General features: G+C 54.3%; 27 protein-coding genes and 1 pseudogene (1 of these 28 only partly in view). 19 read left to right on the forward strand and 9 right to left on the reverse strand.

All coding sequences use genetic code 11. The features are described from left to right. Positions 1-37: 37 nt before the first annotated feature. The 3 genes from ACSHSR_RS00940 to hslR form a co-directional block, all read right to left on the reverse strand. Entirely contained in the window at positions 38-1,579 is a 1,542-nt protein-coding gene (locus ACSHSR_RS00940) for a phosphoenolpyruvate carboxykinase (RefSeq protein WP_208155519.1), read from the reverse strand. A gap of 166 nt (positions 1,580-1,745) precedes the next feature. After that, positions 1,746-2,609, reverse strand: a complete 864-nt coding sequence (gene hslO / locus ACSHSR_RS00945; protein ID WP_107111713.1) for an Hsp33 family molecular chaperone HslO — start codon at positions 2,607-2,609, stop codon at positions 1,746-1,748. Between the two features lie 19 nt (positions 2,610-2,628). Next, a complete protein-coding gene (hslR, locus tag ACSHSR_RS00950) occupies positions 2,629-3,027 on the reverse strand; it encodes a ribosome-associated heat shock protein Hsp15 (RefSeq protein ID WP_025010643.1) in 399 nt (132 codons plus the stop codon). A gap of 258 nt (positions 3,028-3,285) precedes the next feature. Between hslR and gspC the strand changes: the two genes are divergently transcribed. The 17 genes from gspC (at position 3,286) to ACSHSR_RS01035 (ending at position 19,650) form a co-directional block, all read left to right on the forward strand. Continuing rightward, the gene (gene gspC, locus ACSHSR_RS00955; RefSeq protein ID WP_025010644.1) at positions 3,286-4,200 is read left to right on the forward strand and encodes a type II secretion system protein GspC; all 915 of its coding nucleotides are present in this window, start codon (positions 3,286-3,288) and stop codon (positions 4,198-4,200) included. Positions 4,201-4,225: 25 nt separating this feature from the next. Further along, positions 4,226-6,349: a type II secretion system secretin GspD gene (gene gspD, locus ACSHSR_RS00960; protein ID WP_025010645.1), complete on the forward strand. Its 2,124-nt coding sequence runs from the start codon at positions 4,226-4,228 to the stop codon at positions 6,347-6,349. Beyond that, positions 6,342-7,907 (forward strand): type II secretion system ATPase GspE, encoded by a 1,566-nt coding sequence (gspE, locus tag ACSHSR_RS00965; protein ID WP_071238909.1) that lies wholly within the window; start codon positions 6,342-6,344, stop codon positions 7,905-7,907. Before gspD ends, gspE begins: the two co-directional genes overlap by 8 nt. A gap of 3 nt (positions 7,908-7,910) precedes the next feature. Further along, on the forward strand, positions 7,911-9,134 hold the full coding sequence (gspF, locus tag ACSHSR_RS00970; protein WP_093981841.1) for a type II secretion system inner membrane protein GspF: 1,224 nt from the start codon (positions 7,911-7,913) through the stop codon (positions 9,132-9,134). A 49-nt stretch (positions 9,135-9,183) separates the two neighbouring features. Further along, positions 9,184-9,618, forward strand: coding sequence for a type II secretion system major pseudopilin GspG (gspG, locus tag ACSHSR_RS00975; protein WP_025010647.1), 435 nt, complete (start codon positions 9,184-9,186; stop codon positions 9,616-9,618). A 1-nt stretch (position 9,619) separates the two neighbouring features. After that, a complete protein-coding gene (gspH, locus tag ACSHSR_RS00980) occupies positions 9,620-10,195 on the forward strand; it encodes a type II secretion system minor pseudopilin GspH (protein WP_071238910.1) in 576 nt (191 codons plus the stop codon). Beyond that, positions 10,182-10,565: a type II secretion system minor pseudopilin GspI gene (gspI, locus tag ACSHSR_RS00985; RefSeq protein WP_037467875.1), complete on the forward strand. Its 384-nt coding sequence runs from the start codon at positions 10,182-10,184 to the stop codon at positions 10,563-10,565. Before gspH ends, gspI begins: the two co-directional genes overlap by 14 nt. Further along, a complete protein-coding gene (gene gspJ, locus ACSHSR_RS00990) occupies positions 10,546-11,283 on the forward strand; it encodes a type II secretion system minor pseudopilin GspJ (RefSeq protein ID WP_025889490.1) in 738 nt (245 codons plus the stop codon). Before gspI ends, gspJ begins: the two co-directional genes overlap by 20 nt. Then, a complete protein-coding gene (gene gspK, locus ACSHSR_RS00995; protein WP_071238911.1) occupies positions 11,283-12,275 on the forward strand; it encodes a type II secretion system minor pseudopilin GspK in 993 nt (330 codons plus the stop codon). The genes gspJ and gspK overlap by 1 nt, the downstream gene beginning before the upstream one ends. Positions 12,276-12,323: 48 nt before the next feature. Continuing rightward, on the forward strand, positions 12,324-13,514 hold the full coding sequence (gene gspL, locus ACSHSR_RS01000; protein WP_071238912.1) for a type II secretion system protein GspL: 1,191 nt from the start codon (positions 12,324-12,326) through the stop codon (positions 13,512-13,514). Further along, positions 13,515-13,994, forward strand: a complete 480-nt coding sequence (locus tag ACSHSR_RS01005) for a type II secretion system protein M (RefSeq protein ID WP_025010651.1) — start codon at positions 13,515-13,517, stop codon at positions 13,992-13,994. It abuts the gene before it with no gap. Positions 13,995-14,003: 9 nt separating this feature from the next. Further along, positions 14,004-14,765 carry a type II secretion system protein N gene (locus ACSHSR_RS01010; protein ID WP_071238913.1) on the forward strand — a complete coding sequence of 254 codons (762 nt, stop codon included), beginning with the start codon at positions 14,004-14,006 and terminating at the stop codon, positions 14,763-14,765. Between the two features lie 205 nt (positions 14,766-14,970). Next, positions 14,971-15,534 (forward strand): ADP compounds hydrolase NudE, encoded by a 564-nt coding sequence (gene nudE / locus ACSHSR_RS01015; RefSeq protein WP_025010652.1) that lies wholly within the window; start codon positions 14,971-14,973, stop codon positions 15,532-15,534. Positions 15,535-15,595: 61 nt separating this feature from the next. Beyond that, entirely contained in the window at positions 15,596-16,408 is an 813-nt protein-coding gene (cysQ, locus tag ACSHSR_RS01020; RefSeq protein ID WP_107111712.1) for a 3'(2'),5'-bisphosphate nucleotidase CysQ, read from the forward strand. A 4-nt stretch (positions 16,409-16,412) separates the two neighbouring features. Continuing rightward, positions 16,413-16,850 (forward strand): GNAT family N-acetyltransferase, encoded by a 438-nt coding sequence (locus ACSHSR_RS01025; protein WP_107005981.1) that lies wholly within the window; start codon positions 16,413-16,415, stop codon positions 16,848-16,850. Positions 16,851-17,173: 323 nt separating this feature from the next. Then, positions 17,174-17,788: a TetR/AcrR family transcriptional regulator gene (locus ACSHSR_RS01030; protein WP_167716717.1), complete on the forward strand. Its 615-nt coding sequence runs from the start codon at positions 17,174-17,176 to the stop codon at positions 17,786-17,788. Beyond that, entirely contained in the window at positions 17,779-19,650 is a 1,872-nt protein-coding gene (locus ACSHSR_RS01035; protein ID WP_101060225.1) for an MFS transporter, read from the forward strand. Before ACSHSR_RS01030 ends, ACSHSR_RS01035 begins: the two co-directional genes overlap by 10 nt. 89 nt (positions 19,651-19,739) lie before the next feature. Here the strand turns inward: ACSHSR_RS01035 and mnmH are convergent, their stop codons facing one another. The 3 genes from mnmH to ACSHSR_RS01050 all read right to left on the reverse strand — a co-directional run bounded on the left by mnmH (position 19,740) and on the right by ACSHSR_RS01050 (position 23,134). After that, the gene (gene mnmH, locus ACSHSR_RS01040) at positions 19,740-20,855 is read right to left on the reverse strand and encodes a tRNA 2-selenouridine(34) synthase MnmH (protein WP_025010657.1); all 1,116 of its coding nucleotides are present in this window, start codon (positions 20,853-20,855) and stop codon (positions 19,740-19,742) included. After that, positions 20,852-21,895 (reverse strand): selenide, water dikinase SelD, encoded by a 1,044-nt coding sequence (gene selD, locus ACSHSR_RS01045; RefSeq protein ID WP_045283933.1) that lies wholly within the window; start codon positions 21,893-21,895, stop codon positions 20,852-20,854. The genes mnmH and selD overlap by 4 nt, the downstream gene beginning before the upstream one ends. A 132-nt stretch (positions 21,896-22,027) precedes the next feature. Continuing rightward, positions 22,028-23,134: an acyl-CoA desaturase gene (locus ACSHSR_RS01050; protein ID WP_044733367.1), complete on the reverse strand. Its 1,107-nt coding sequence runs from the start codon at positions 23,132-23,134 to the stop codon at positions 22,028-22,030. Positions 23,135-23,277: 143 nt separating this feature from the next. Between ACSHSR_RS01050 and fabR the strand changes: the two genes are divergently transcribed. Further along, positions 23,278-23,892, forward strand: coding sequence for an HTH-type transcriptional repressor FabR (gene fabR / locus ACSHSR_RS01055; protein ID WP_025010659.1), 615 nt, complete (start codon positions 23,278-23,280; stop codon positions 23,890-23,892). Here the strand turns inward: fabR and ACSHSR_RS01060 are convergent. Next, positions 23,832-24,170, reverse strand: a pseudogene (locus ACSHSR_RS01060) (transposase); the annotation flags it as partial. The gene fabR and the pseudogene ACSHSR_RS01060 sit on opposite strands and share 61 nt — an antisense overlap. A 229-nt stretch (positions 24,171-24,399) precedes the next feature. After that, positions 24,400-25,503, reverse strand: coding sequence for a tRNA (uridine(54)-C5)-methyltransferase TrmA (trmA, locus tag ACSHSR_RS01065; protein WP_215794132.1), 1,104 nt, complete (start codon positions 25,501-25,503; stop codon positions 24,400-24,402). 165 nt (positions 25,504-25,668) lie between these two features. Here trmA and murI point away from each other — a divergent pair, with 165 nt between their 5' ends. Beyond that, the gene (gene murI, locus ACSHSR_RS01070) at positions 25,669-26,472 is read left to right on the forward strand and encodes a glutamate racemase (protein ID WP_107111710.1); all 804 of its coding nucleotides are present in this window, start codon (positions 25,669-25,671) and stop codon (positions 26,470-26,472) included. Positions 26,473-26,477: 5 nt separating this feature from the next. On the opposite strand, the gene ACSHSR_RS01075 is transcribed toward murI, so the two are convergent. After that, positions 26,478-26,524, reverse strand: partial view of an RNA recognition motif domain-containing protein gene (locus tag ACSHSR_RS01075; RefSeq protein ID WP_025010662.1) — the end only. Its footprint extends 403 nt past the window's final position; only the last 47 of its 450 coding nucleotides appear in the window; its start codon lies beyond the right edge, outside the window; it ends in the stop codon at positions 26,478-26,480.

Consider the following 26,524-nt stretch of genomic DNA (forward strand, 5'->3'; position numbering starts at 1 on the left):
TCCTTAATGGAGCCGTTTTCATCATCAACTGTCGTTATCAGGCTTTAGGGCCAGCGGCCTTGATGGCATCAGACACCTGATACTTGGCGAAGTTGCTCTGGAAGGATTCTGCCAGCTGCTTGGCGTACTTGGCATATTCTTCCTTATCGGCCCAAGTGTTGACCGGGTTCAGCAGCGTGCTGTCGACGCCGGGGACGGCAACCGGGATATCCAGGTTCAACTGTTCGATATGTTCTGTCGGCACTTCTTTGAGTTCACCGCTGACGATGGCATCAACAATGGCGCGGGTGACAGGAATGTCGAAACGCTTACCCACGCCGTAAGGGCCACCGGTCCAGCCTGTGTTCACCAGGTAAACCTGGCTGCCGAAGGCTTGGATACGCTTCATCAGCAGTTCGGCGTATACCCCGGCAGGGCGAGGGAAGAAGGGGGCACCGAAACAGGTGGAGAAGGTTGACTGAATCGCGGCGGTTGAGCCCACTTCGGTGGAACCCACCTTGGCGGTATAACCTGAGAGGAAGTGATAGGCCGCCTGCTCCTTGCTGAGTTTGGCTACCGGGGGCAGGACGCCGGAAACGTCGCAGGTGAGGAACACCACGGCGTGTGGCTCGTTGCCACGGTTGTCTTCCTTGCGCTGGGCGATGTGCTCCAGTGGGTAAGCGGCGCGGGTGTTCTCGGTCAGGCTGGCATCCTTGTAGTCGGGCACGCGCTGCGCGTCCAGTACCACGTTTTCCAGCACAGTACCGAAGCGAATGGCATCCCAGATTACCGGCTCATTCTTCTGGCTGAGATCGATACACTTGGCATAACAGCCACCTTCAATATTGAAGACGCCGCCTTCGGCCCAGCCGTGCTCGTCATCACCGATAAGGAAGCGCTTGGGATCGGCAGACAGTGTGGTCTTGCCTGTGCCTGAGAGGCCGAAGAAGAGGGTAGTGTCACCATCTTTACCGACGTTGGCCGAGCAGTGCATCGGCAGTACGTCTTTGGCCGGCAGCAGGAAGTTCTGTACCGAGAACATGGATTTTTTCATTTCACCGGCATAGCGCATACCGGCCAGCAGTACCTTGCGCTCGGCGAAGTTGATGATAACAGTGCCGTCTGAGTTGGTGCCATCGCGCTCGGGTGAGCAGACAAAGCCTGGGGCATTGATAATCTGCCACTCGGGTTTCTGGCTCTGGTTATAGTGCTCTGGCACGATAAACAGGTTACGGGCAAACAATTGGTGCCAAGCGTATTCAGTCGTGACTCTGATAGGCAGGTAGTGATCGGCGTCGGCGCCGACTTCCAGCTCAGAGACAAATACTTGCTTGTCGGCCAGATAGGCCTCGACCCTTTCCCATAGGGCAGCAAATTTTTGGGGTTCAAACGCTTGGTTGACCGCGCCCCACTCGATATCGGCCTCGGTACCCGGCTCCTTGACAATAAAACGGTCGGCGGGTGAACGGCCGGTGCGCTCGCCGGTCTGGGCCACCAGGGCGCCGTTGGCTGTCAGAGTGCCTTCGCCGCGCAGAATAGCCTGCTCGACCAGTTGGGTACTGTTGAGATTGAGTTGGATGCGGTTTGCTTCTGCCGCCATAGGTAAGGTCTCCATCTATTGTGAGGTCTGGTATGGTCCCGGTCTGCTGCCGGGTTGGCGCGATTGTAACTTAAGCGCTGGCTGAAGTGTGAGCAAGATCTGGAAAATGGTGAAAAAAAGAGGGCGATCACTCGCCCTCTTGAAAAACGACAGATTTATCGCCCCATTATTGGGGAGTATCCGGTGCCTGAGCGTTGGCAAAGATGGCTTCGATATCGATAGCGTCGAAGCGATAGTGGCTGTTGCAGTATTCACAGCCCATCTCCACCAGGCCTTTTTCCTGGATAATGGCGTCTATCTCTTCTTTTGCCAGGGTGCGGATGGCTGCAGCGCTGCGCTCACGGGAGCAGGTACACTTGAAGCTGACGCTCACCGGATCGAACAGCCGCACCTGCTCCTGATGGTAGAGGCGATGCAGGACTTCGGTGGCCGGCAGGCTGAACAGTTCTTCGGCCTTAATAGTCGCAGTCAGCTGAGTCAGGTGTTCAAACTCGGTATTTTCACTCTGCTCACTCGGCAATACTTGCAGCAGCATACCGGCGGCATGTTCGCCATCGGCAAATAACCAGATGCCAGTGGGCAATTGCTCAGATTGGGCAAAGTAGCTCTCCAGACATTCGGCGATGCTGGGCTTATCCAGAGCCACGACGCCCTGGTAACGCTCGCCTTCTGTCGGGGTAAGGGTGATAACCATATAGCCTTGACCAAAGAGCTGTTCCAGTGGCGTATCGGCAGCAATCTCGCTCTGCCAACGGGCAACGCCCCTCAATTCCTGACGGTTGTTACCATTGATCACTGCCAGTGACACGGGGCCGCCCTGACCCTGGAGCTGCACACTGATATCTCCTTCAAATTTCAGGGTGGCTGTCAGCAACGAAGTCGCCGCCAGCAATTCACCCAGCAGTACCTTAAGGCGCTCCGGGTAATCGTGGGTGTTAACTATCTGGCGGTAGCTATCACTGAGCTGGGCCAGTTCACCCCTTACATCGGCGTTATCAAACAGATAGCGATGGAGAGTATCTTGGTTCATTGGGTTTCTCACTGTTAATTCAGGTCTCGCGGAAGCGGATGATTTGCCGCCGCTGTTTCTTGTCCGGCTTGGTATCGGGCGCCGGATTATGCAGTATGTTGAGCCTTCTGGCTTCTGCATTACTTTCCCGCTTTTGTATGCTCTGCGGTGTTTCTTCGTACAGGCTCTGGGCGATAACCGCCCCCTGACGGACACCGGAAACTTTTTTTATGACGATCTCTTTTTCGTCATATCCCTGGCGTAACCTAATGCGCGCACCGACTTCTGCCAGTTTGCTGGATTTGGTCCTTTGGCCGTTGTAATGTACTTTACCGCCGTTGATCATCTCTTTGGCCAGGGCGCGGGTCTTGTAAAAACGCGCTGCCCAGAGCCATTTATCGAGCCGGACCGCCTCGGCGTTGTCATTGCTATGGGCCATGGATACTCCTGTCATAAATGAAAAAGGGGATGAGCTCACAACTCGGGGATAAATCCCTTGTCCAAGCCGTCGATACGGGGTTAAACAGTGGAGCGCTTCACACCCTTTCCAGGCGCGCAAAGGTAGCATAATCGTACAATTTTCGCCAATCTACTCCCTGTTATGGTCTTGTTGCAAACAAGAGTGTGGGTTAGCATGGCGAAGGGTTCAGTCACTATCATAATCAGAACAGAGACCTGATTAGAGGGTCCGGAAAATATGGATTTATTGGATAAGATTATCGCCAAGACGGGCAGCATACCGCAAAAACCCGCCAGCTCTGCCGTGTTTTGGCTACTGATGCTGTTGGTTCTGTATTTGATGGCACAGATCAGCTGGAAGCTGATCCCAACAGGCAAACCGACAGCCAACTGGACACCAACCCCGGTTTCTGGCACCCAATCCCAGAATGTCGATATCGGCACTATCAACGGCTTGGCACTGTTCGGCAAGAAAGATGCCAGCAGCACCAAGCCCAAGTCTGAGCCAGCCGCCGAAATGATCACAGATGCCCCAAAAACTTCACTGTCGATTTTGTTGACCGGTGTGGTGGCATCCAGTGCCGAGCAGAAAGGCCTGGCTATCATCGAGTCTCAAGGCAGTCAGGAAACCTACAGCCTGGGCGATAAGATCAAGGGTACCTCGGCATCGCTGAAAGAGGTGTATGCCGACCGCATCATTATTACCAATGCCGGCCGTTACGAGACTCTGATGCTCGACGGCCTGCAATATACCACTCAGTCACAAGCCAACGCCCAGCTGCAACAGGCCCGCAGCGGTGGTGATGTGACCAAGGTTGACCGCCGTGATGCCGATATTGGCCGCGAGTTGGTGGCCTCCCGCGATGAGTTGCTGGCCGATCCCAGCAAGATTACCGATTACCTGGCGATCTCTCCGGTACAAAAGGATGGTGAAGTACAAGGGTACAGACTCAACCCGGGTAAAGATGCCGGATTATTCAAGGATGCCGGGTTCCAGCCCAATGACCTGGCAAAATCCATCAATGGTTATGATTTAACTGATATGAGCCAGGCGCTGGAGGTGATGGGCCAGCTGCCGGATCTGACCGAGGTCTCTGTGATGGTAGAGCGCGAAGGTCAGTTGGTTGAAATCATGTTCAGTTTGCCGCAATAAAGCAGGTTTAGGGGAAAGTACAATAATGAACAACAAACGGATTCGAACCAAGCTTATCGCTGGTCTGGTAGCCACAGCGGCCTTGCTGACCCAACAAAGCGCTTGGTCTGAGCAATATGCGGCGAACTTTAAAGGCACTGATATTCAGGAGTTTATCAACATAGTTGGTAAGAACCTCAATAAGACCATCATTGTCGATCCTACTATTCGCGGCAAAATCAATGTCCGCAGCTATGACATGCTCAACGATGAGCAGTATTACCAGTTCTTCCTCAACGTGTTGCAGGTCTACGGTTATGCCGTGGTCGAGCTGGAAAACAATGTCATCAAGGTAATTAAAGACAAAGACGCCAAGACCTCTTCCATTCGGGTTGCCGATGACAATACCCCGGGACTTGGCGATGAGATGGTGACCCGCATTGTGGCGCTGTACAACACAGAAGCCAAACAGCTGGCGCCTTTGCTGCGTCAGCTCAATGACAACGCCGGTGGTGGCAACGTGGTCAACTATGATCCTTCCAACGTTTTGATGATCACCGGCCGCGCCAATGTGGTCAACAAGCTGGTGGAGATTGTACGCCGGGTGGACAAACAGGGTGACACCGAAGTGCAGGTGGTGCCTTTGGAATACGCCTCTGCCGGTGAAATGGTACGTATTATAGATACCCTCTATCGCGCCAGTGCCAACCAGGCACAACTGCCGGGCCAGGCGCCCAAAGTGGTGGCCGACGAGCGTATCAACGCCGTGGTGGTCAGTGGCGATGAACGCAGCCGTCAGCGGGTGGTGGAGCTTATTCATCGTCTCGACGCCGAGCAGGCCAGCACGGGTAACACCAAGGTTCGCTACTTGCGTTATGCCAAGGCCGAAGACCTGGTGGAAGTCCTGACCGGCTTTGCCCAAAAACTGGAAGGTAAAGATGGTGCCGCACCAGCCCCCGGCAGCGCCGGAGGCAAACGCCGCAACGAAATCAATATCATGGCCCATGAAGACACCAATGCTTTGGTGATCAGCGCCGAGCCGGATCAGATGCGCACCCTTGAGAGTGTGATCAACCAGTTGGATATCCGCCGCGCCCAGGTGCTGGTGGAAGCCATCATAGTCGAGGTGGCCGAAGGGGATGACGTTGGCTTCGGCATTCAGTGGGCCACCGAGGCAGGTGGCGGTACTCAGTTCAATAACCTTGGCCCCACCATAGGTGAAATTGGTGCGGGTATCTGGGCGGCGCAGGATCAGAAGGCTTCCCAGACCTGTACCGGTTCGGGTGACAACCTGACCTGTACCCAAAACCCTGACACCAAGGGTGATATCACCCTGTTGGCTCAGGCGCTCGGTAAGGTGAACGGTATGGCCTGGGGCGTGACCATGGGCGACTTTGGCGCTCTGGTTCAGGCCGTGTCCAGCGATACCAACTCCAACGTGTTGGCGACGCCTTCTATTACCACCCTGGATAACCAGGAAGCTTCCTTCATTGTCGGTGACGAAGTGCCTATCCTCACTGGTGCGCAAAACTCGACCAATGGCAACAGTAACCCGTTCCAAACCGTTGAACGTAAGGAAGTCGGGGTCAAGCTCAAGGTGGTGCCACAGATCAACGAAGGCAACGCGGTCAAGCTCACCATTGAGCAGGAAGTGTCCGGCATCAACGGCAAGACCAATGTGGACGTGACCTTTGCCACCCGTCGCCTGACGACTACTGTGATGGCCGACTCGGGCCAAATCGTGGTGCTGGGTGGACTGATCAATGAAGAGGTGCAGGAGAGCGTACAGAAAGTGCCTTTCCTGGGTGATATTCCAATTCTGGGACACTTGTTCAAATCGTCCAGCAGCGGCAAGAAGAAAAAGAACCTGATGGTGTTTATCAAGCCGACCATTATTCGTGATGGTGTCACCATGGAAGGCATTGCCGGCCGTAAGTATAACTACTTCCGAGCCTTGCAGCTGGAGCAACAGAAGCGCGGCATTAACCTGATGCCAAACACCAATGTGCCTATGTTGGAAGAATGGAGCCAGGAAGAGTATCTGCCACCCGAGGTCAATGAGATCCTCGAGCGCTATAAGCAAGGTAAGGGGCTGGATACCAAGATGCGCAAGACGGACTCCACCCTGAAAACATTGGATGAGAACAAACAGGGCGAAGCCGATGAGTGAAGTCCAGCCGCCAACAGAAGAGCTGGCTCAGGTTTCCAGTGAGCTGGTGCTGGTCGCCGAGGCAGAGAGTGACGAACTGTTTCATTCCAACAGCCGTGAGCGGCTGCCGTTCGCCTTCGCCCACAGATACAACCTGGTGCTCAGCAAAGACCAAGATGAACGGCTGACTCTGTATTACACCCAGGCAACACCTTTGTCTGTGCTGTTTGAGGTGCGTCGTTATGCCGGTCAGGAGCTACCGCTGCACAAGCTGGAAGCCAATGAGTTTGAGCGCTACCTGACCCAGGCCTATCAGAGTAACTCTTCCGAGGCGCAGCAGCTGATGGAAGACATAGGCAATGAGATGGATCTCTTTACCCTGGCAGAAGAGATGCCGCAGACCGAAGATCTGCTGGAAGGGGAAGATGATGCACCTATCATCAAGCTGATCAACGCCTTATTGTCTGAAGCCATCAAAGAAGAGGCTTCGGATATTCATATTGAAACCTACGAGAAGCAGCTGGTGGTGCGTTTCCGGGTCGATGGTGTGCTCAAGGAAGTACTCAAGCCGAACCGTAAGCTTTCCTCACTCCTGGTATCGCGGATCAAGGTAATGGCTCGTTTGGATATCGCCGAGAAGCGGGTGCCGCAGGACGGCCGGATCTCGCTGCGTATTGGTGGCCGCGCCGTGGATGTGCGGGTATCGACCATGCCGTCGAGCCACGGCGAGCGGGTCGTGCTGCGTCTGTTGGACAAGAACGCCGGTAATCTGGACTTGGCACAGCTGGGGATGAAAGACAGCATCCGCCGCCAGTTTGATGAGCTGATCCGTAAACCTCACGGCATTATTCTGGTTACCGGCCCTACAGGTTCGGGCAAGAGTACTACCCTCTATGCCGGTCTGACCGAAATCAATCACAACGACATCAACATACTCACAGTTGAAGACCCGATTGAATACGAACTGGAAGGCATAGGCCAGACCCAGGTCAACACCAAGGTGGACATGACCTTTGCCCGCGGTTTGCGGGCCATTCTGCGTCAGGATCCTGATGTGGTGATGATAGGGGAAATCCGTGACCTGGAAACAGCCCAGATTGCGGTGCAGGCCTCTCTCACTGGCCACCTGGTGATCTCTACCTTGCACACCAACACGGCTTCCGGCGCCATTACCCGTTTGCAGGACATGGGCGTTGAGCCTTTCCTGGTGTCTTCCAGTCTGCTGGGAGTGCTGGCCCAGCGCCTGGTGCGGACTCTATGCAACGAGTGTAAGGAGGCCCACGCCCCGGATGCCCGCGAACGTGAGCTCCTGGGCATAGGCGATGAAGAAGCAGTGATCTATCGCGCCAAGGGCTGCAAGAGTTGTGGCCATAACGGCTATCGTGGCCGTACCGGGATCCATGAACTGCTGCTGGTGGACGACAATGTCCGCGAACTCATTCACGGCGGCCGTGGCGAACTGGCGATTGAAAAATATATTCGTCAGCACAGCCCCAGCATTCGCCATGACGGCATGGTTAAGGTGCTGGCGGGGATCACTACCCTGGAAGAAGTGCTGCGCGTGACCCGCGAGGAGTAATTCATGGCGGCATTCGAGTACAAGGCGCTCAATCAAGCCGGGAAGCAGGTCAAAGGGGTTATCGAAGCCGATACCGCCAGACAGGCCCGCAGTCAGCTGCGTGAGCAGAAGCTGATGCCGTTGGATATCGCCCCGGTTACCGAAAAGGAAGCCAAGGCCAGTAGTGGCAGTTGGTTGGCCCGGCGCAAGAAGATCTCCGTGGCCGAACTGGCGCTGATCACCCGCCAGATAGCGACCCTGGTTGCCGCCGGTTTGCCGGTGGAAGAGGCCCTCAAGGCCGTAGGCCAACAGTGCGAAAAAGACCGTCTCGCCTCCATGGTGATGGCGGTGCGCTCGCGGGTGGTGGAAGGCTACTCGCTGGCCGACTCCATGGCCGAGTTTCCCCATGTGTTTGATGATCTCTACCGTGCCATGGTGGCCTCGGGCGAAAAGTCCGGCCATCTGGAAATCGTACTCAATCGCCTGGCGGACTACACGGAGCGGCGCCAACAACTCAAGACCAAGCTGACCCAGGCGATGATCTATCCCATAGTGCTGACCACAGTGGCTATCGGTGTTATCGCCGTGCTGCTGGCGGCCGTGGTGCCCAAGGTGGTTGGCCAATTTGAACACATGGGCCAGGAGTTACCCGGTACCACTCAGTTTTTGATCGCCGCCTCTGACTTTGTTCAGCATTACGGCTTGTTCGTCCTGGGCGCCATAGTATTGCTGGCACTGCTGTTTCAGAAGATGCTCACCAAGCCCGCCTTCAAACTCAAGTATCACAAGCTGTTGCTGCGTTTGCCTGTGGTGGGCAAGGTCAGCAAGGGGCTGAATACTTCACGCTTTGCCCGAACCTTGAGTATCCTCAGTGCCAGCTCAGTGCCGCTGCTTGATGGCATGCGGATTGCCAGTGAGGTCTTGCTGAATGTGCGGGTGCGTCAGGCGGTGGAAGAGGCCACGGCCAGAGTGCGTGAGGGAACCAGTCTGGGGGCGGCACTGACTAATACCAAGCTGTTCCCGCCCATGATGTTGTATATGATAGCCTCGGGCGAGAAGAGTGGTGAGCTGGAGCAGATGCTCGAGCGCGCCGCAGATAACCAGGACAGGGAGTTCGAGTCCAACGTCAATATCGCCTTGGGGGTGTTTGAACCCCTGTTGGTGGTGAGTATGGCCGGGATAGTGTTGTTTATTGTTCTGGCGATTTTGCAACCGATATTGGCGCTCAACAATATGATTAGTGGCTGAGTCTCATTTCACCGCAGCCATTTGAGGTTTTTTAGGAGGAAGTAAGTTAATGCAAAGCAACAACAGACAGAAAGGTTTTACCCTGCTGGAAGTGATGGTGGTGATAGTGATCCTGGGGATCCTGGCCTCCATGGTGGTGCCCAATCTGATGGGTAACAAGGACAAGGCCGACCAGCAAAAGGCGGTGTCTGACATAGTTGCACTGGAAAACCAGCTGGATATGTACAAGCTGGACAACAGCGTGTACCCCACAACCGAACAGGGGCTGGAAGCTCTGGTCGAGAAGCCCAACATTTCTCCTGAGCCACGCAACTATCGTGACGGCGGTTACGTTAAGCGCTTGCCTATGGATCCCTGGGGCAACCCTTATCTGCTGATGAGCCCGGGCGAACACGGCAAGATCGACGTCTTCAGCTCAGGCCCTGACGGCCAACCCGGCACAGAAGACGACATAGGCAACTGGAATCTGCAAGACTTCCAATAAGATGCAAATCAGGCACTCACGGGGTTTTACCCTGCTGGAAGTGATGTTGGTGGTGCTGCTGATGGGGCTGGCAGCTACGGCTGTGACCATGACCATGGGTAATAGTGGCCCCAAGCAGCAGTTAACCCGTGAGGCGCAGAGGTTTATGGCGGCCACCGAGACAGTGCTGGATGAAACTGTGCTCAGTGGTCAGTTTATCGGCATAGTGGTGGACAAGGACAAGTACCACTTCGTGCAGTTTAAAGAGAACAAATGGCAACCGCTGGAACAGGACCGACTGCTGGCCGAAAAGCAGTTGCCGGAAGGCATCAGCCTGTCGGTCGAGCTCGAAGGCCTGCCTTTGGTGCAGGAAGATGAAGAGCAGGACTCCTGGTTCGACGAGCCCTTTATTGAGGAATCGGACGCGGACAAAAAGAAGTTTCCCGAGCCGCAGATCATGCTGTTGCCAAGTGGCGAAATGACCGCTTTCGAGCTGAGCTTTATCGCCCGCGATAGTCAAGGCGAAACCGTAGAGGTACTGGTCAGCGGTGATAGCCTGGGTCGCCTCAAACTGGGGAGGTTCGATGATTTTGAATAAACCTGCCCGGCAAAAGGGGATGACGCTGCTGGAAGTCATAGTCGCCTTGGCTGTGTTTGCCATTGCGGCCGTGGCAATTACCAAAAGCATAGGCGATCAGATTGCCAATATGCCGATACTGGAAGAACGCACCCTGGCGCAGTGGGTAGCAGATAACCAGATGGTAGATGCCAGGTTGGAAAAGGGTTTTCCGGCCCTTGGGCGTAAAGATGGTCGCAGCGAACTGGCCGGCCAAACCTGGTATTGGCGCAAAGAAGTGGTCAAGACCACAGATGATAATTTTCGGATGATCCGTATCAGTGTCAGTGATGATGACAGATTCGGGCGGATCATCGCTCAGGTGAATTCATATGTACTCAAGCAGGAATAGCGGTTTTACCCTGCTGGAGATGCTGATCGCCATAGCGATCTTCGCCATGCTGGGCCTGGCGGCTAACGCCGTATTGCAAACTGTGCTGAAAAATGACGAGGTCACCCGCGACTTTTCAAAACAGCTCAAGTACCTGCAGCAGGGCTTTGGGGTGTTGGAGCGGGATCTGGGGCAGATGGTTGCCCGTACTCCCAGGCTGTTGGAAGGCGGCCGCGGCAGCACAGTGTTTCAGACCGGGACAGATATTCTGGACTCTGAGTCCGAGGCGCTGGTGTTTTTTCGCCTGGGGTGGCTCAATCCGGGTGGCTTGCTGCCAAGAGGCAGTCTGCAGTCTGTGGCCTATGTAGTGCAGGAGGGGCGGCTCGAGCGTTGGTACTACCCTTACCCCGAGCCGGAGTTTGGTGCCGAACCGATTAAAACCGTATTGATGGATAAGGTGTTATCAGTCAAATACGCGTTTTTTGTCGAGGATAAGTGGCAACGCAAGGTTGAGGCCAGCAAGTTGCCCAAGGCGATCGCCATAGAGATAGAGACAGAGGACAGAGGTATTATCACCCGCAAATTCCTGTTGCCTGTTGGGGCACCTGCGGCCGACAAACAGGACGACAATGGTGGCGACACCAACAAGGGTGACAACAATGGCAATCAGAACGACGACAAGCAGGACTCCGACGGCCAGGACGGCAATAACTCAGGCCAAGGCAAGGAGGAGTTCTGATGGGAGGCAAGCAAAGAGGCGTCGCCCTGATAGTGGTATTGCTGATAGTGGCGATTGTGGCCGTGCTGGCTACCAGTATTACCGGGCGCAACCAGTTGTCGGTGCGCAGAACCTTGAATCTGGCGCAGTATGACCAGGCTTACTGGTACGCTATTTCGGCCGAAGAATTGGCGCGTAAGGTATTGAAGCAGGATTTGGATGACTCGGAAGGTCGGGTGCATCTGCAGCAATACTGGGCCATGGCGGATGTGGTTTTTCCGGCGGAGAACGGCGAGATTGGTGGCACCATTTCCGACCTTCGCAGCTGCTTTAACCTCAATGCCTTGAGTGTCAGCAGCAAAGAGGCGGCAGATGGTCAGCCGCAAAAGATGCCGCTGGCCGTCAGACAGTTCAAGGGATTGTTGGAATCCTTGGGGATGGATGAGTTCGGCGCCGAGCGTCTGACCCATACCTTGAAAGATTATCTGGACGAGGACTCGATAGCCTCGCCCTTCGGTGCCGAAGATGCCGAGTATGAAGCAAGGGTGGTCCCTTATCGGGCGGCCAATACCTTAATGAGTCACAGCAGTGAGTTACGGGCCGTTTTTGGCTTTAACCAAGAGACTTATCGCATTTTAAGGCCCTATGTTTGCGCCATACCGGGAAATGACCGACAGTTGCTGAACGTCAACACCATCAAGGTCGAGCAGGCAGCACTGCTGGCGGGAATGCTGGAAAATCAAATCTCGGTAGGCGAGGCCGAAAGTATTATTAACCAGCGCCCTGCGGGGGGCTTCGACAAGATAGAAGATTTCTGGGCGCTGGGATCGCTGACCACTATTGCCAGTAAGAATGATCAGCTCAAGTCCAGTTTCGTGGTCGACAGTAAGTTTTTCAAACTGGAGGCCAAGGCCAGGGTGGATGATGCCCTGTTCCGATTGGAGAGCATGCTGCACATAGTGGGTGGTAATCAGCTCGAAGTGTTGACCCGGCAATATGGCGGACAAGAATAACAGGACAAGCCCCTAAGCCACCAAGGCCAGGGATTGTGGAGAACAATAGTGAGTGAACGCTTATTTATCCGTTTAGGCAAAAACCTGGGCTCGCCCTGCGCCTGGGTCGTATGGTCTGAGCAGGAACAGGAGATTATTGCCTCGGGAGAGCTGGCTGATGCGCGGTCACTGGAGACTCTGGCGCAGCGAGCCGGTAATCGCCCGGTCGACGTACTGGTGCCGGCCAGTGCCCTTCAGCTCACTTCGGTTAATCTGCCGGAGAAGGGGCAACGCCAGGCTCTAAAGGCATTGCCTTTCCTGCTTGAAGACACCCTGGCCCAAAATGTTGATGAACTGCACTTTGTGGTTGGTCCCCGCGATGGCGAGAGCCTGAGTGTGGCTGTGGTTGCTCATGAGCAGATGCAAAACTGGCTCTCCTGGTTGGATGAGGCCGGGCTCAAGGTGCGTAAAATGGTGCCGGATTGTCTGGCACTGGAACGGGAATACTGTGACTGGGCCCTGATGGCCTATGAAGATCAGCTGTTGCTGCGTACCGGCGAAGGCATGGGTATGAGTATGCCCAAGGACTGGCTGCAGCCCTTGCTGCCCGGGTTGCTCGAAGAGCAGCAAACGGCGCCGAGTCTGGCCTGCTATACCGAATTTCAATGGCCAGAGCTTGAGTGTCGGCAGATGCCACTGGAAATGCCCATGCTGGTGTTGGCCAAGGGGCTACACAAGTCGCCTATCAATCTGCTGTCCGGCCCCTATGTTCCCAAGCGTGAATACAGCAAGCACCTGCTGTTATGGAAGCGGGTGGCTATCGTCGCCGCTGTCGCGCTGCTGCTCGGTTTGGTCAACAAGGGGCTGAACATACATCAGATGCAGACAGAGGCCGATGAACTGAGGGCCCAGAGCGAAAGTATTTATCGTCAGGTGGTTCCCGGTAGTTCGCGGATAGTTAACTTGCGGTCGCAGCTGGAATCTCAACTCAGAACCCTGCAGGGCAGTGGTTCGGGTGGTGAGTTCTTTGCCATGCTGGATGGGCTCGAAGGTGCTTTCAAACAAGTGCCGGATCTCAAGCCCAACAGCCTGAGGTTTGATGCCGGACGCAGTGAAATTCGTATGCAGGTGACGGCCAAGAGCTATGCCCAGATAGAGCAGTTTAAAGAGCTGGCCGGGCGTAAATTCCGTCTCGAGGGCGGGGCGATGAACAGTACTGAAAATGCGGTCACCAGTACCCTGACCCTAAGGAGCAAATAAATGGAAAATTTGCGTAACTGGTGGGAATCACTGGCACAGAGGGAGCAACAGCTGGTCGCTGCCATGGCGGTGATAGTGGCTGTTGGCATCCTTTACTGGGGGATCTGGACACCGATAAGCAATGCCGAGCAGAAGGCGCAGAATAGCCTCAATGCTCAGACCCAGATGCTCAGCTTTGTGAAACAGACGGCCAATAAGATTGCCGGTATCAAACAGAGCGGTAATAGACCGGCTCTCAAGGGGAGTCTCAGTACTGTGGTGACCCAGAGCGCCGCCAGCTATGACCTGGAGATCACCCGCATGGCACCGCAGGGAAAACAGATCCAGATCTGGATGGATGAAGTGCCCTTCGATAGCCTGATCTCCTATCTTGGTGATCTGGTACAGAAACAGGGCTTGTCGCTGGATAGCCTGGATCTGGCCGAAGGTGATAGCCCTGGCATGGTGAAAGTCAGACGAATCCAGTTATCTCAGTCGTAAGGTGTTGTCTTGAAACTGATTAGTAAAATAATACTCTGTGTGCTGATCTACCTGGCGTTTATGCTGGCACTCTTCCCTGCACGCTTGGCTGTTTCGCTGGCCCCGCTGCCGGCCAATTTGCAGCTTGGCGGTGTCAGCGGCACCATCTGGAGTGGCAGTATCGATGTGATTAAATTGCAGCAACGTCAGTTGGAGCAACTGAGTTGGGAGCTCAGCCCCTGGGCGCTGCTGACCGGCAGAGCCAAACTGGACTTCCAATTGGGCAGCCGCGCCAGTGCCGTCAATGCCAAGGGCCAAGTCACCTTGGCTGCCGGCGGTATCAGCGCCGAGAAGCTGCGTTTTGAAGCTCCGGCCGAGTTTTTAATGGCCGGCAGTCGTCTGCCATTTCGCACTCAGGTAAGCGGTGATATCTCAGTGTTGCTCGACACCCTGGCGCAGGGGCAGCCTTGGTGTGAGGCGCTCAGCGGCAAAGTCTTTCTCAACCGGGTCGGCATCAGGAATCAGTTTGGCCAGTATCCTTTGGGAGACATAGAACTCGGTCTGCAGTGTGTTGCCGGTCAGGTACAACTGGCGACCGATGAAGAGAAAAACGCCATAGGCGTGGCCGGCACCTTGCTGCTCAAGGCCAATGAACAACTTGAGGTCAAAGCCCGCATTCGTGAGACTCAGGCTCAGTCTGAAGATCTGAAAAAAGCTTTGCCATTTCTGGGCAAGCGAGATGCCCAGGGATATTTCCCTATCAATTACAACGGCAAGATCCCGGGCCTTTAAAGAGGCTGGCAGCCGGGGTTCTCTCGGCTGCCGTTTGTTCAGTTGAGCTTTCCCGTTTAAAACCCCTGCGGTAACCCGCCAGCGCTTGGACTAATCTGAAAATTCCCACCGCCCAGACAAACTCCGCGGCTCTGTTATTTCGTGTGAATTGGTATAACATTGTAGCCTGAGTCACATTTTCAGTTTGTCAGCGTCAGAGGCCTCTATGACAGAGCGGCAGAAGAAGCCGGAAATATTGCACACCGAAGTTGTTGCCCGCAGTCGTCTGTTTCAAATAGAACAGGTACATCTGCGTTTCTCCAATCAAGAGGAACGCCACTACGAACGGATGAAAGGCGCCAGCCGCGGCGCCGTGATGGTGGTGCCGGTTCTCAATGGTGAATGGTTACTGCTGGGCAGCGAGTATGCCGCGGGTACCCATAACTATGAGCTGGGATTCCCCAAGGGACTGATCGACCCGGGAGAGACAGCCGCCGAAGCCGCCAACCGTGAATTGCAGGAAGAGATAGGCTATGGCGCCCGCAAACTGACTAAACTGAAAGAGTTAAGCCTGGCTCCCGGGTATTTCGCCAGTAAGATGCAGATTTTCCTGGCCGAAGATCTCTACGAGAGTCGCCTGGAAGGCGATGAACCTGAACCGATAGAACTGGTTCCCTGGCCCCTGGAGCGTTGGCAAGAACTGCTGGATATGAATGATTTTTCAGAAGGACGCAGCGTCAGCGCCTTGTTTTTGGCGATGAAACAGCTGAAACTGACTGAGTCACCCTAAAAAATTGGCCACACCCGGCCACTGACTTTTGCTTATCCGATGGAAGGCGTTTGGAGTAGTTATGAAGCCAGAAGAGTTGATAGATCACGTTATTGTCATTGCAACGGAAGCGGGACAGAAAATTCGCCAGATCTACCAACAAGGCAGTTTCAGCAAGGAAACCAAGGAAGACAACACCCCTGTCACTTCGGCCGACATCGCGGCCCATGAGATTATCTGCAGCAGCTTAAAGGCGCTGACCCCGGAGATCCCGGTTTTGTCCGAGGAAGCCGCCGATATTCCCCTCTCTGAGCGTAGCCAGTGGCGCCGCTACTGGCTGGTAGATCCCTTGGATGGTACCGGAGAGTTCATCGCCGGCAGCGGCGACTTCTCGGTCATCATTGCCCTGGTTGAGCATAACCGCCCGATCATGGGTGTGGTTTATGTGCCCATGACTGAAGTATGTTACTACGCCATAGCAGGTCTTGGCGCTTACAAACGTACCCTCCAGGCAGAGCTGAGAATTCACAGTAAGCAGTTGCCGAAAGAGCAGGACAATTCGTTGCGCCTGGCGGTCAGTCGGCGTCAGGACCCTCAGTCTGTGCTCAAGCTGTTCAACCAACCCAAGCATTGTGAACTCGTGGTGCTCGGCGGTGCGGCACTCAAGAGCTGCCTGGTCGCAGAGGGCAGGGCAGATTGCTATGTGCGGGTGGGCCCCACGGGTGAATGGGACACAGGGGCGGCGCAGATTATCATAGAAGAAGCCGGTGGCCAGTTGATGGATACCGAGCTGCAGCCCTTGACCTACAACGAGCACGAATCGCTGGAAAACCCCAACTTTATCGTGGTCGGCTCCCCTAACCTTGAGTGGGACAAGATACTGGCCGGAGATTAATCGGATGCAGATAAGACCAATATCCAGAGCCGATCTGGATGCCGTATTGGCCTTGGAGTTGGCAACCTTCGGTGAGCACTGCTACCCGGACTTCTTCTTCCGTCAAGCACTGGATGCCTGGCCCACAGGTTTTCTGGGGGCCTTTGTCGACGGGAAACTGGCCGGTTATCTGCTGCGGGTGAGCGGTGAACAGCCGGGGCGACACTGGTTGCTGTCACTGGCCGTGTCTCCTGCGCAGCAGGGCCGAGGGATAGGCAAAAGCTTGCTCAGTACGTGCCTGGAAGACTGCCGCCATGGTGTCGATGAACTGTTACTGACGGTAGCGCCGGATAATCCCGCCCGCCATCTCTACAGCCGCATGGGGTTTGAAAACCTGGGGCTGGAAGCCGACTATTTCGGCGTCGGTGAGCACAGGTTGCTGCTGCGCTGGCAAGGTCAATAGGCTGGCACTTGTGGTTTGAGTGAACGCGCCTGGGCCGTGGTTGAAAACGCCCTTCGATTCAATATAGAGCCATATTCCCAAACCTTTGAATCCATTTCCTGCTTGTTTTGCCCCGTGCGCCTTTGTGCTGGAGCCCTGATACGCTCGGGGCTCTTGTGCTCCAGAGGCTGATCGCCCGATTTTCGCTAGCTTTTTTTGAAGATATTTTCCAAGGTTAATTAATGGTATTCAGCACGGGTGTCTAAAAAATATCATATTGTGAACATTGTTTTTTATTTTGAAGGCTGTTAGTCTGCTGCCATCTCTTCTCAGGAATGGACACTATGGCAAGACGCAAGGAACACAGTCATCAAGAGATCCGCCTCATGGCACTGGATGCCGTCGAGCAGTTGTTGACGCAGGAGGAATATACCAGCCTGAGTCTTAGGCGGATCGCCTCCCAAGTGGGCTATGCCCCCAGTACCCTAATCAACCTCTTTGGTAGCTATAACTATCTGCTCTTGAGTGTATCCGCCAGGGTCTTGGGGCGTCTGCTTGAGCAAATGCAGTTGGTGTGCGGACAAACATTCACATCCGGTGAGCAGCAGCTGTTGGCGTTAGGTAAGGCCTATGCCGAGTTTGCCCATAACCAACCACAGGCATTTCGTTTGGTGTTTGCCTTACATCTGGGGCCGGAAGAACCTCTGCCCGAATCGCAACAACAGTTGATTGCCGAGCTGATAGGTTTACTCGAGCAGCAACTCGGTGACTTGTTGCCAAACTTGTCCTCATCCAAGCTGGCACTCGCCAGTCGCAGCTTCTGGAGCAGTATCCATGGGCTGACCGGCCTGGCGCTGGACGATAAGCTTTTCAGTCAGGCTTCTTGGTTGCAGTTACTGACATTTCAGGTGCACTTGTGGTGGACGGCAATGCAACAGGAGGAGGGAGCATGTTCCTGAGCAAACGATTTTTACCCTATTTCGCCACTCAATGTTTGGGGGCGCTCAACGACAACATCTACAAGAATGTGTTGCTGCTGCTGGTGACCTACAGCCAGGTCGATAACCTGCCGATGAGTGTCGATCTGTTTGTCAATCTGGCGGCAGGGATCTTCATCCTGCCTTTCTTTCTGTTTTCCGCCCATGCGGGCATGGTGGCCGACAATATGGACAAGGCGCTGATGATCCGCAGGTTAAAGCTGCTGGAGCTTATCATCATGTCCTGCGCCGCCGCGGCGATTATGGCGCAAAGCTATCTGTTGATGTTGCTGCTGCTGTTTCTTACCGGCACCCAATCGGCCTACTTTGGTCCGGTAAAATACTCGCTGCTGCCGCAGGCGCTTAGAGAGGATGAGTTGGTAACTGGTAATGCCTGGGTAGAGATGGGCACCTTCCTGTCAATTTTGATAGGCACCCTGAGTGCCGGGCTGCTGGTAACCAGTGACAACGGCCTGATGTGGGCGGCGATAACTGTATGTATGCTGGCCTTGGCCGGTTTCCTCTCCAGCCGGGCGATTCCATCACTGCCGGCGCCGTTGCCGATAGACAAGGTACGCTTTGCCCCCTTGTCCGGTACTTTGGCCAGTATCAAGCGGGTACGGCAAACGCCGTCAATCTGGATGGCGATTCTGGCGATAAGCTGGTTCTGGTTTTTGGGTGCCACCTACCTGACCCAGTTCCCCAATTTTGCCAGAGGCTCGCTGCACTCGGACGCCACTGTGGTGTCGCTGCTGTTGGCGCTGTTTTCCATAGGTATTGCGGTCGGCTCTTTTGTCTGCGAACGCTTCTCCTTTGGCCATGTAGAGCTGGGGTTGCTGCCTTTCGGGGTAGCAGGGTTAACCTTCTTTGGCCTGGATCTGCTGTGGGCCATTCCTGACTACAGCCAACTGCCGGCGGGATATCTTTACGACATAGCCGAGTTTGTCGGCCGCAGTGAACACTTCAGGCTGATGTTCGCACTGTTTATGGTAGGGGTCAGTGGCGGCCTGTTTATTGTGCCTCTGTATGCCTTTATTCAGTCGCGATCGGCCCCCGGTGAATGTGCCCAGGCCATAGCCGCCAATAATATAGTCAATGCCCTGTTTATGGTGTGCTCGGCGATATTGTCGATAATATTGCTGGAGCTGGTCGGCCTATCGATTCCTCAGTTATTTACTCTGTTGGCGGTATTCAACGCCGTGGTGGCGTTGTATGTCTATAGCCAGGTGCCTGAGTTTACGCTGAGGTTTATCAGTTACTTGCTGAGCCATTTGTTGTATCGTCTCAAGGTTGAAGGCCGGGAAAACATTCCCAAGCAGGGGGCCGCCGTGCTGGTGTGTAACCATGTCAGTTACGTCGATGCCTTGGTGCTGCTGGGAGCATCCACTCGTCCGGTGCGCTTTGTGATGGACAAGAGCATAAGTGAAATGCCCTTGCTCAAGTATCTGTTCCGCCATGCCGGGGTGATCCCTATCTGCTCACCGAAAAAGTGCATTGATACCTATACCCGGGCCTTCGAGCGTATCCACCAGGCGCTGGCCAATGAAGAGTTGGTGTGTATTTTCCCTGAGGGCAGGTTGTCTCCCGATGGTGAGTTGCATGAGTTTCGGCCCGGTATCGAACAGATACTGGCAAAGGATCCTGTGCCTGTGGTGCCTATGGCGCTCAAAGGTTTGTGGGGATCTTTCTTTAGCCACAAAGATGGACATGCCCTGACGACCCGACCAAGACGTTTCTGGTCAAGGCTTAAGGTCAATATTGCATCTCAGGTACCCGGCGCAGAAGAGAGCCGTCACTCACTGCAGCAGCGGGTAGCCGATCTGCTGGCCAAACCCGACAGCTGAGCGGTATTGCTGTTGAGGAAGGTAGGAGATAACGGACAGAGCCCGGCAGTTGCCGGGCTCTTCGGATTGAATCTCTCTTGCTTTTGAATTCATTCGGAGCGGTTTGACCGCCTCTCATCCAGCCACTGATGAATGGCCTGGCGGTCACCGCGGAAGATGATCCGCTCGGCCTTTTTCTCCAGCTGGTACTGATACATGGGGTCGTAATACTTCTCCAGCAGCAGTGAGATCCACTCCAGATGTTGCTCTGTAGTGTTGCGCTGCAGCTGGGTCTGCAAGCTTGAGTCGACCAACTGCAACAGTTGATCAGTTTGCTGGTGCCCAAGGCGCTTACGTATGCCCTCGACACTCTGACGCAGATAGGCGCCGAACACCGCCATGCCTTCTTCGGCGCCATAATGCTGTTCAAAACCCCGCTGCATCTTGTGCACATACTCATCCAGAAGGCGAGGGAGTCTGGCCTCCAGTGGCTCTTCCAGCACCAATACCTGGGCCTGTTGCATGGCACTGAAGAAGACTTTGGGTATGGCGCGGCGGCCAATCAGGAAGCTTTCATCTTCCAGCAGCAGGCAGGACTCTTGCCTCTCTTGATGCCTCAACAGTTCCCGAGCCAAGCTGTTTTCAAAATTGATCTGACTGGGCTGCGGCGTGACATTCTTGCCAAAGCTCGACCCTCTGTGATTGGCAGTGCCCTCCAGATCCACTGACTCGCTGCGACTGAGAATAAACTCTGTCTTGCCTGAGCCGGTAATACCGCTGAGGATCAACAACTGTTGCTGCTGCGGGGTGTTATCTATGGTATCGATAAGGTATTGGCGCATCGCTTTGTAGCCGCCCTGAATATAGGGCACTTCAAGACCGGCCTCGCGGATCCATTGCTGGGTCAGCTGAGATCTCAGACCACCCCGAAAACAGTAGAGGTTGGCATCAGGGTGGGCGCTGAAGAAATCCAGCCAGGCTTGAATACGTGCGGCCTTGATCTTGCCTTTGACCAGCGAATGGCCGAGCTCTATGGCGGCAGCCTGTCCATGCTCTTTATAACAGGTGCCCACCTTCTGCCTTTCGCTGTCGTTCATCAATGGCAGGTTGGTGCTGGCAGGAAAGGCACCCTTGGCAAACTCAACCGGCGCCCGCAGATCGACCAGGGGACGATCGGATAGGAAGATCTCCCGGTACTCTGCAGGCGCGATTATCTGTCGACTCATATAAGCTCCACCCACTGCTGACTATCGTCGCGGCAGTCGAGCGCACCTATGCAGTGTAGCTCCAGCCCTTGACCGGTCAGCAGTTGCTGCAGTTCTGCCTCACCCTCGGCGCCGACGGCGATAAGTAAGCCGCCGCTGGTTTGCGGATCGCACAGTAAGGCTTTTTGTTGCTCGGAAACCTCGGGGAGGTGCTCACCGTAGCTGTCAAAGTTTCTGTGGGTGCCGCCCGGGATACAGCCCATAGCCAGATACTCGGAGGCTTTTTCCAGCAACGGCAGTTTGGCAGTATCTATGCTGGCCTTGAGGTTGGAACCCTGACACATTTCCAGCAGGTGGCCTGCCAGACCAAAGCCCGTCACATCTGTCATGGCGTGAACCGCGCTTATCTTGGCGACTTCGGCACCTATCTTATTGAGTTGGCACATAGCTTCGGGGGCGATATTGACGTCCTGTGGCGCCAGCTTCTTCTGCTTTTGTGCCGTGGTCAGTATGCCAATTCCCAGAGGTTTGGTGAGATAGAGCTTGTCACCCGCCTTGGCGGTATCGTTCTGCTTGAGGTGCTCCAGCGCCACTGTGCCGGTGACTGCCAGGCCGAAAATAGGCTCAGGCGCGTCTATGCTATGGCCTCCGGCCAGCATGATCCCGGCATCCATGCAGGCTTGGCGTCCGCCATCCACTACCTGCTGGGCAATCTCGGGTGACAGCTTGTTCACCGGCCAGCCGAGAATGGCAATTGCCATAATAGGCTTGCCGCCCATGGCATAGATATCGCTGATGGCATTGGTGGCAGCGATACGGCCGAAAGTGAAAGGGTCATCGACTATCGGCATAAAGAAGTCTGTGGTGCTGATAATGCCCGTGTGATCATCCAACTGATACACGGCCGCATCATCCCGGCTCTGGTTGCCGACCAACAGGCGGGGATCTTTAAAGTCCGGCAGTTGAGACGCCAAAATGGTGCTGAGGACTTTGGGAGAAATCTTGCAACCGCAACCTGCGCCGTGGCTGTATTCCGTGAGTTTTACTGACTGATCTGACATAGCCGGGTCCCTGAGTGATTGAAATAACCCCTGATCATAAACAGAAACGGCCGCAGTACAAGCCGACCGTTTCACAACTCAGGTAAATTCTGTTAAGCCGATCGCCAGGCCTTGGGAGGCTACGACAAGGTTTTAGGCTATGCTGGCTCGCAGTTGGCGCCATTGTTTTCGTTGGGCGCGAAAACGTAAACGCATTTCCGCCACCTGAGACAGCAGATGCTTATCCGCCAACTGCTGCTTGCGGGCCTCAAGCAGCGCCTTCTTGGCTTCAAAGTAGGCCAGCAAGTGGCTCTTCAATTCCTCGTATTCTGCCTGCAGCTTTTCCAGGATTTCCTCGCAATTGGGCAGATGGGCCACCTTATTCTGGGCGCGCTTGAGTTGCATCTGCAGTTTGGCGGCTTCGATGCGCTCCTGAGGGCTCTTGCGCAGGTCTTTGGTCAGGCCAAACCAGGACAGGAAACGGATCAACCACTTGGTGGGGTCGTAATGCCACCAGTGGATACCATTGCGGTAATCGTTTTCAAAGATATGGTGGAAGTTATGGTAACCCTCACCATAAGTAAACAGTGCCAGCACACCGTTGTCTCGGGCGGTGTTACGGTCTGTATAGGGTTGCTTACCCCAGATATGCGCCAACGAGTTTATAAAAAAGGTGCAGTGATGCACTACCACCAAGCGGAGCAGCCCAGCCAGCAGCAACATCGACAGGATATCGCCGTTCAACCAACCAAGCAGAGCGGGGAGGCCCACATTCATCAATAGCGCCAGCAGCAGATAATGCTTATGCTGCCACATGACTATGGCATCGTTTTGCAGGTCTCTGACGTTGTTATAGTCGTGATAACGTTGTGCCTGATATTCCCTGAGCATCCAACCAATATGGCTGTACCAGAAACCCATGTTCGCTGAGTAGGGATCCTTGTCATTGTCATCCACATGCTTGTGATGGATACGGTGATCCGAAGCCCAATGCAAGGCACTGTTCTGCAACGCCAGCGCACCGCCCAGGGCAAACAGGAAACGCACGGCCGGGTGAGCCTTATAAGCCTTATGTGACCACAACCTATGGTAACCGGCGGTGATAGACAAACCACTGGCGAAGGCCAACAGTACGAAGGTGAACCACTCGCTGAGCTCAAAGCCATGGCTGATGCCTCGCCAAGGCACCAGAATACAGGCACCGGCAAACGTCAGCAGGAAGAGGATCAGGTTGGTCCAGATGAGGGGAGGTTTTTTCATTATGATGACTTCCAAAACGCTTTAAGCTAACAAGTGTACGCTAAGTTGCTATTGGAGCACAATCACAGTGACACCAGCCGAGGATGTGATTATTGAGTAAAGCCTGTATTATTTGCGCAACAGATCCAGTGAATGGAATAAAGATGGGTATCAGAGCACAGCAGAAAGAGAAAACCCGCCGCGCCTTGGTGGATGCAGCATTCAATCAACTGAGTGCCGAGCGCAGTTTTTCCAGCCTGAGTCTTAGGGAAGTGGCCAGGGAAGCCAATATAGCGCCAACCTCTTTCTACCGTCATTTCAAGGATATGAATGAACTGGGGCTGACCATGGTCGATGAAGGTGGCCTGACGCTGAGACAGATGATGCGTAAGGGACGTCAGCGCGCCGAAGCCGGCGGCAGTGTTATCCGTATCTCGGTCGACACCTTTATGGAAGTACTGGAATCCAATCCCAACGTATTCAGGATCCTGCTGCATGAGCGCTCAGGCACCTCGGCCGCCTTTCGTGCCGCCGTGGCGCGGGAGATTGAACACTTTATCTCGGAACTGGCGCACTACACCGAGGACACAGCCGGCCGCAGCCCTGAGTTGGCCAGGGCACAGGCCGAGGCATTGGTGACTCTGGTGTTCAATGCCGGCGCCGCCGCCCTGGATATGAAACGTGCCGATCGCAAGATTCTGGCCGACCGACTGGTGACTCAGCTGCGAATGGTGGCAACGGGCGCAGAAGCATTGCAGCAAAAGCGTGATAGCCGCTGATAAACATTTGCCAAAACAAAAGGGCCTTTCGGGGCCCTTTTGTTTGGTTCATCGCGGATCTCTGGGGAATGCCACTCTGACTTCCAGAAAGGAGTATTCGGTATCCCGGTGGCCATAGCCCATTCGCTTCCGTAGTTTGATTTGTTGTTCATACCTTCCAGTTGGCAGGTGTGTAACGGATGAGCCGCAGAAGCAACTATGCCATGAAGATGGTTTTTAAGACACTGGCCAAATTGGAGTAACGGCCTGATACCGCTCTTTCTGACTTGTTGCCTCCAGAGGTTCCATTGAGCTAGGCGTCAGCTTCATCTGTGCTGTCCCACATCTCTTTGAGTTGCTTTGGTAGTCCTCCCCTATTTAACTGCAGTTAAAAAGGAGAGGAGAACTGGAAGGTGACGCTTATGCAGCGCCAGCAAAGCCGTTTTGCTAGTAGCTTTGCAGGTTCTGGAGTCTTTTATCCTATCGGTTAGTGTCTTATTGGGCTTGCTACACCAGTCTCATCCTAATCTATAGGCTTTTCCTGGAAAGCAATACGCCCGCTTCCATGTGGTCGGTATAAGGGAACTGATCAAACAGGGCAAAGCGTTTGATCTCGTGAGTGTGACTCAACTGTTCGAGATTGTCGGCCAGGGTTTGCGGGTTGCAGGAAATATAGAGGATGGACTCATAGCCCTGCACCAGATTGACAGTATCGGGATCTAGGCCGGCTCGCGGTGGATCAACGAAGATGGTGTTGCAGTCGTAACTCTTGAGGTCAATTCCTTCCAGACGCCTGAAGCTACGCTCCCCCGTCATGGCCTGGGTAAACTCCTCCGCCGACATACGAATGATCTGCAGGTTCTCAGTGCCATTTTGCTCAATATTGTATTGAGCGGAATCGACCGAGGGTTTAGCTAACTCGGTTGCCAGCACCTTGTTGAAGTTTTGTGCTAGGGCGATAGAGAAGTTACCGTTGCCACAATAAAGCTCAAGCAGATCGCCACTACTGTGACGGGTACAGTCTATCGCCCACTCCAACATCTTGGTTGCCACTTGGGCATTGGGCTGGGTGAAGCTGTTTTCCACTTGTTTATAGATGTATTCCTGCTGGTTGACTTGCAGACGTTCGATGACGAAATCTCTGTCCAACACAAACTTTTGCTTGCGGGCTCGACCTATGATGTCGACCTTGAACTCTTTCTCGAGTCTCTGTTTCAACGCCTTGGCTTCATTGAGCCAGTTATCATCCAACTGCTTGTGATACAGCAGTGACACCAAAATCTCGCCAGACAGAGTAGAGAGGAAGTCTACTTGAAACAGCTTGTGTCTCAGTATGCTGTTGGGGCGCAGCTCGGCCATCAGTGCCGGCATCATCTGATTGATTAAAGCGCTGGCGGGCAGAAACTGATCGCAACGAACCTTGGCTTTTTGCTGTTGGTCAAACATATAGTAGTAGAGATCTTCCCCGTCATGCCAAACCCGAAATTCTGCTCTCATGCGGTAGTGTTGCTGCGCTGAGGGAAACACTTCGAGTGCCGGTGGAGTGAAGCGGGCAAAGGCCTGTTCCAGTTTGAGGCGCTTTTGTTCCAGCTGCGCATCATATTGACTTGGGTCCATTGCTTCTAAATTCATAATATTCACTCTTGGCTTCAAACGGGGCGCAAATATTATACTACGTGGCGCTGATGTCCAGTTTCGCACCTTTGTGCTTTTGTCCAAGCTATGAAAAAATAGCGTTTCATCCGCCGTTGTGGCTTCAAGCCACGACACCCTTTGTATATCGCTTAGAGGCACAATTTGTCGCGACCCATATTGGTTTTTGACTCAGGCATAGGTGGCTTGTCTGTGCTTGGGGAGATCCGCAAGCTATTACCACAGAGAAAGTATTGCTATCTGTTTGATAACGCGCGCTTGCCTTATGGTGAGTTGGCGGAAGCCGAGTTGATAAGCGGATGCGTGGATTTAGTTGTGACCATGGCCAAGCAGATAGATGCCGCGATAGTGGTCATTGCCTGTAATACAGCCAGTACCTTGGTACTTCCCGAGTTGAGAGCTCAGCTGACAATCCCGGTTGTAGGTGTTGTCCCGGCTATTAAACCGGCGGCAGCCATCTCCAAACGCAAGCATATAGGTTTGTTGGCCACACCTGGCACGGTCAAAAGGGCTTACACCAAAGAGTTGATCAACCACTTTGCCTGTGATTGCCAGGTAGAGCTCTTTGGCTGTTCTGAACTGGTGCTGCTTGCGGAGGCTAAGGCGGCTGGGCTGGCTATAGATGTCGCAGCAATAAAGAAGTTACTGCAACCTGTTATCTACAGTGAACTGGATGTGCTTGTGCTTGGTTGTACGCACTTCCCTATGCTGAAGCCTGAGCTACAACAAATACTGGGTGATGATGTTGAACTATTGGACTCCGGCGAGGCGATAGCGAAACGGGTAAAGAGTCTGCTGCAATATCAGCAGGAGCCGACTGCCTCACAACAAGCAGATAGTGAGTGGGCCTTTTACACCAGTGAGAAAATTACCGAAGGATTGAAATCAACGCTGGCCGAGTATGGTTTTACTCAAACGGCCAAGGCCTCGACCAGCGTGATGACATAGAACGACTATTCCTGCTTATCTGAATCTTGTGATTTGGCTTCACGAACTTTCA

Source organism: Shewanella sp. VK101 (genome assembly GCF_056497865.1).

Bases quoted from the DNA above. Each gene is read 5' to 3' on its own strand.
- hslO (WP_107111713.1), bottom strand. From the start codon at position 2,609: ATGAACCAAGATACTCTCCATCGCTATCTGTTTGATAACGCCGATGTA.
- gspD (WP_025010645.1), top strand. From the start codon at position 4,226: ATGAACAACAAACGGATTCGAACCAAGCTTATCGCTGGTCTGGTAGCC.
- gspF (WP_093981841.1), top strand. From the start codon at position 7,911: ATGGCGGCATTCGAGTACAAGGCGCTCAATCAAGCCGGGAAGCAGGTC.
- gspC (WP_025010644.1), top strand. From the start codon at position 3,286: ATGGATTTATTGGATAAGATTATCGCCAAGACGGGCAGCATACCGCAA.
- trmA (WP_215794132.1), bottom strand. From the start codon at position 25,503: ATGAATTTAGAAGCAATGGACCCAAGTCAATATGATGCGCAGCTGGAA.
- ACSHSR_RS01025 (WP_107005981.1), top strand. From the start codon at position 16,413: ATGCAGATAAGACCAATATCCAGAGCCGATCTGGATGCCGTATTGGCC.
- ACSHSR_RS01030 (WP_167716717.1), top strand. From the start codon at position 17,174: ATGGCAAGACGCAAGGAACACAGTCATCAAGAGATCCGCCTCATGGCA.
- ACSHSR_RS01035 (WP_101060225.1), top strand. From the start codon at position 17,779: ATGTTCCTGAGCAAACGATTTTTACCCTATTTCGCCACTCAATGTTTG.
- ACSHSR_RS01050 (WP_044733367.1), bottom strand. From the start codon at position 23,134: ATGAAAAAACCTCCCCTCATCTGGACCAACCTGATCCTCTTCCTGCTG.
- gspJ (WP_025889490.1), top strand. From the start codon at position 10,546: ATGTACTCAAGCAGGAATAGCGGTTTTACCCTGCTGGAGATGCTGATC.
- hslR (WP_025010643.1), bottom strand. From the start codon at position 3,027: ATGGCCCATAGCAATGACAACGCCGAGGCGGTCCGGCTCGATAAATGG.
- cysQ (WP_107111712.1), top strand. From the start codon at position 15,596: ATGAAGCCAGAAGAGTTGATAGATCACGTTATTGTCATTGCAACGGAA.
- gspK (WP_071238911.1), top strand. From the start codon at position 11,283: ATGGGAGGCAAGCAAAGAGGCGTCGCCCTGATAGTGGTATTGCTGATA.
- ACSHSR_RS00940 (WP_208155519.1), bottom strand. From the start codon at position 1,579: ATGGCGGCAGAAGCAAACCGCATCCAACTCAATCTCAACAGTACCCAA.
- gspE (WP_071238909.1), top strand. From the start codon at position 6,342: ATGAGTGAAGTCCAGCCGCCAACAGAAGAGCTGGCTCAGGTTTCCAGT.
- gspH (WP_071238910.1), top strand. From the start codon at position 9,620: ATGCAAATCAGGCACTCACGGGGTTTTACCCTGCTGGAAGTGATGTTG.
- gspG (WP_025010647.1), top strand. From the start codon at position 9,184: ATGCAAAGCAACAACAGACAGAAAGGTTTTACCCTGCTGGAAGTGATG.
- gspI (WP_037467875.1), top strand. From the start codon at position 10,182: ATGATTTTGAATAAACCTGCCCGGCAAAAGGGGATGACGCTGCTGGAA.
- selD (WP_045283933.1), bottom strand. From the start codon at position 21,895: ATGTCAGATCAGTCAGTAAAACTCACGGAATACAGCCACGGCGCAGGT.
- fabR (WP_025010659.1), top strand. From the start codon at position 23,278: ATGGGTATCAGAGCACAGCAGAAAGAGAAAACCCGCCGCGCCTTGGTG.
- ACSHSR_RS01005 (WP_025010651.1), top strand. From the start codon at position 13,515: ATGGAAAATTTGCGTAACTGGTGGGAATCACTGGCACAGAGGGAGCAA.
- nudE (WP_025010652.1), top strand. From the start codon at position 14,971: ATGACAGAGCGGCAGAAGAAGCCGGAAATATTGCACACCGAAGTTGTT.
- mnmH (WP_025010657.1), bottom strand. From the start codon at position 20,855: ATGAGTCGACAGATAATCGCGCCTGCAGAGTACCGGGAGATCTTCCTA.